This is a genomic window from Nostoc sp. CHAB 5715 (genome assembly GCF_020829685.1).
Classification (GTDB): Bacteria; Cyanobacteriota; Cyanobacteriia; order Cyanobacteriales; family Nostocaceae; genus Nostoc.
In genome coordinates, this window is sequence record NZ_JAIVFR010000802.1 from 1 (window position 1) to 3,543 (window position 3,543).

Genomic DNA, 3,543 nt, shown 5'->3' on the forward strand with positions numbered 1-3,543 from the left:
AAAAAGCGGGAAGCATGAAGCAACTGGGACAAGCGAAGCGTCAAAAATCTATAGAAAATTTCGCGCTTAACGAACTGCGGGATGTAGAAACCCACAGTTCAGGCGAAGCCAACTGTGGGTAGTTCATAGTCTTCTATCTCATGATTCCCGTTGCGATCGCAAAGGTAACAGTTATTTCCTGGAAATGCCGAATAAAATAGTGTAGGGACACGATAATATCGTGTCCCGACAAAAAGATTTTTCAACCACGAGAAAATTATCGCCGCTTGGGAGTGGCGCTGCGGCTGGTGCGTTTGTCTTCATCTCGGCGACGGCGATCGCGCCAATCTGCCACGGTCAAATAACCAATACCACTAGTGACTACTACCAGTAGCACTATAGCAACTAAAGTTAAAATACTCAAGAATGGACTTTCCACGATGCCTCTACAGTCCGTTACGTCCCCAAACTACCATTGCAATTGACCAAGTAAACACAACTAACAGTGATACCCAACCTAGTGTCAAAATCTCCATAGTTCCGCTTTTCAAATAATTACAAAAGGTTTCTAATATTTCTAAGAAGAATTCAGAACTCAGGAGTCAGAATTCAGTATGAATTCTGTACGAGTGGGTGACGAATATTGGTTAAAACCTCGCCCCTAGTGGACGAAAAAAATTAAAATATTCTCGCCTTAAAACTCTATCCCTTTATGGGTAGAGTATTCTGAATTCTGAATTCTGAATTCTGACTCCTATTTTATCATACAGGGATTGGGCAGGCTGAGATTTTTTTATAAATAACGTTCTAAGTTTGGCGGGTGATGTCTACGATGGTCACTGAGCTTCTTGTACTGAGCGACTTGCCTTGACTTGTGCCGAGCAAAGCCGAGGTAGCGAAGTCGAAAGGAGTCGAAGTATGTCGTTCGCGCAGCGTCTCCAAGAGTTGTGCGGGCTATGCTTACGCAAACGATACACGATTTTTTCTTGTTACCCTAGTACTTCAAGCATTAATAAAGACGAATGTAAAAAAATAGCGATCGCGCTTTCCTACTTGATAGTTTGGGAATACTAGGATTATGCGTATATATTTTAAATCCAGCAACCCCTAGTATAATGCCGACATTTTTCAACTATCCTTTCCACTCTAATGATTTTGTTGCCCACGGACATTGTTATCTCTGGAAAACTGGATTAGTTTGGCTCCACATTATTTCTGATGCCACGATCGCTATCGCTTATTATTCTATTCCCTTCCTACTGATTTACTTTATTTCCAAGCGTAAAGACGTTCCTTTCAATGGAGTCTTTTTGTTATTTGGTGCTTTTATCATTGCCTGCGGTACTGGACACTTAATAGATATTTGGACGCTTTGGCATCCAGACTATTGGATTGCAGGTGGTTTAAAAGCTTTAACTGCCATTATTTCGATATATACGGCATTTGCGTTATTTTATCTCATGCCTCAAGCTCTGGCACTACCCAGCCCAGCCCAGTTAGAAGTGATCAATCGAGCGCTTTCAACTGAAATTGTAGAGCGCAAGCGCATCGAAAAAGAACTACGCCTTGCACAGGAAGTCACTCAAAACTCCAGCGAAGCCAAGAGTGAATTTCTCGCTAATATGAGTCATGAACTACGCACACCTCTCAACGGTATTCTGGGCTATACACAAATTCTTCAACGCACAGAATCTTTGAGTGAGAAAGGACGCAGAGGAGTCAGCATCATTTATCAATGTGGTTCTCATCTTTTAACCCTAATTAATGATGTTCTGGATCTCTCCAAAATAGAAGCTCGAAAACTAGAATTGTATCCTGTAGATTTCTACTTGCCTGCGTTTATAGATAGCGTGACTGAAATTTGCCGCATCCAGGCAGAACAAAAGGTCATCGCATTTCATGTCGAACTCGATCCTGATTTGCCAACGGGCATTCATGCTGATGAAAAACGCTTGCGGCAAGTACTGATTAACTTGCTTACTAATGCGATCAAATTTACTAATCAAGGTAGTGTCACCTTTAAAGTTCAAGTTATTGGTCAAGAATCAAACGCCAATGGAAAAACTAACTACAATATTCGCTTTCAGGTAATAGATACCGGTACGGGTATAATCCCTGAACAAGCCGAGAAAATCTTTCAGCCCTTTGAACAAGTGGGAAATCAGAAACGACAATCTGAAGGTACAGGCTTGGGATTAGCAATTAGCCAAAAAATTGTTTTGTTGATGGGTAGTCAAATTCAGGTGCAAAGTACCTTATGCAAAGGTAGCACTTTTTGGTTTGAGGCAAAATTGCCAGAATCTAAAGACTGGGCAAAGGTTTCTAGAGTGGTTGAGCAGGGAACCATTATTGGTTATCAAGGACAAAGGCGCACCATTTTAATTGCGGATGACAAATGGGAAAACCGATCAGTAATTGTAAATTTACTAGAGCCTGTTGGGTTTACTGTTGTAGAAGCTAGTCACGGTGAGGAAGCATGGGAACAAGCTCTACTCTACAAACCAGACATGATTATCACTGACCTAGTGATGCCTATATTGAATGGATTTGAGTTGATCGAACGTTTGCGTCAGTCTGAGTCATTTAAAAAGATTGCTGTCATCGCTTCGTCAGCCAGCGTGTTTGCAATCGACCAGCACAAGAGTATTGATGTAGGTGCAGATGCATTTCTACCAAAGCCTGTAGAAGCTGAAACGCTGCTGGAAATACTACGACAATTTTTGCAATTGGAATGGATTTTTGACGTTAAGGTAGACGCAATCAAAAAAAACCATACAGGTGGTTTGGATCAACCAAATGAGATGATTTATCCGGCTCAAGAGGTTTTACAAGAGTTACTCGAATTGATACAAGACGGCGATATTCAACAAATCTTGGAATTGGCTGAGGAACTTTCTGCATCTGATAAACAGTTAAGCATTTTTGCCCAGCAACTCGTCCAGCTTGCTAGTAATTTCCAACTCAAACGTTTAGAAACTTTTATTGTAAGTATTCAAGAGTCAGAATAAATGAGACAACCTGCAAGCTTAAGCTTGAGTAAGTTAGTAAGTGACTAACTAGCTATGCTAATTCTATTCTGAATTTTGAATCCTGACTCCTGAATTCTTTTATTAAAGAATACATCAATTAATTTGAGTTAAATTTAAATTTAAAATTCATCATGGGCAAAACTGCAAATAACGGATTTCTTTTGATTGTGGATGATAATCCGACAAATTTATCTGTCCTGTGTGAAGCGCTTAATAGTGAGGGTTTTCGCTTCCGTGTTGCAGTCGATGGAGAAAGTGCGATCGCTCAAGCCGAACGCAATCAACCAGAGTTGATTTTGCTGGATGTACAAATGCCCGGTATTGACGGATTTGAAACTTGTCGCCGCCTCAAAGTCAATCCTGTCACTCAAAACATTCCGATTATTTTCATCACTGCCTTAGCGGATACAGTAAGCAAAACGAAGGGATTTTCCCTTGGTGCAGTAGACTATATCCCTAAACCGTTTGCACAAGAGGAAGTCATTGCTAGAGTACGCGTACATTTACAACTCAAACAATTGACTGAATCTTTGGA

4 protein-coding genes are annotated in these 3,543 nt (G+C 40.7%); 2 read left to right on the top strand and 2 right to left on the bottom strand.

Translation table 11 applies throughout. The annotated features are described in order from the left end of the window. Positions 1 to 256 precede the first annotated feature (256 nt). Together LC574_RS31540 and petN are read right to left on the bottom strand one after the other, a co-directional pair. A complete protein-coding gene (locus tag LC574_RS31540) occupies positions 257 to 418 on the bottom strand; it encodes a hypothetical protein (protein WP_229457505.1) in 162 nt (53 codons plus the stop codon). Between the two features lie 7 nt (positions 419 to 425). Beyond that, on the bottom strand, positions 426 to 515 hold the full coding sequence (gene petN, locus LC574_RS31545; RefSeq protein ID WP_012408302.1) for a cytochrome b6-f complex subunit PetN: 90 nt from the start codon (positions 513 to 515) through the stop codon (positions 426 to 428). A gap of 579 nt (positions 516 to 1,094) precedes the next feature. Between petN and LC574_RS31550 the strand changes: the two genes are divergently transcribed. Then, complete coding sequence (locus tag LC574_RS31550; protein ID WP_229457506.1) at positions 1,095 to 2,987, top strand: ATP-binding protein; 1,893 nt, start codon at positions 1,095 to 1,097, stop codon at positions 2,985 to 2,987. A gap of 152 nt (positions 2,988 to 3,139) precedes the next feature. Then, positions 3,140 to 3,543 (top strand): response regulator (locus tag LC574_RS31555; protein WP_229457507.1); only part of this gene is annotated, 404 nt, incomplete at its 3' end.

What these genes read in the sequence shown, in the direction of transcription:
- petN (WP_012408302.1), bottom strand. Translation starts at nt 515, where the DNA reads ATGGAGATTTTGACACTAGGTTGGGTATCACTGTTAGTTGTGTTTACT.
- LC574_RS31550 (WP_229457506.1), top strand. Translation starts at nt 1,095, where the DNA reads ATGCCGACATTTTTCAACTATCCTTTCCACTCTAATGATTTTGTTGCC.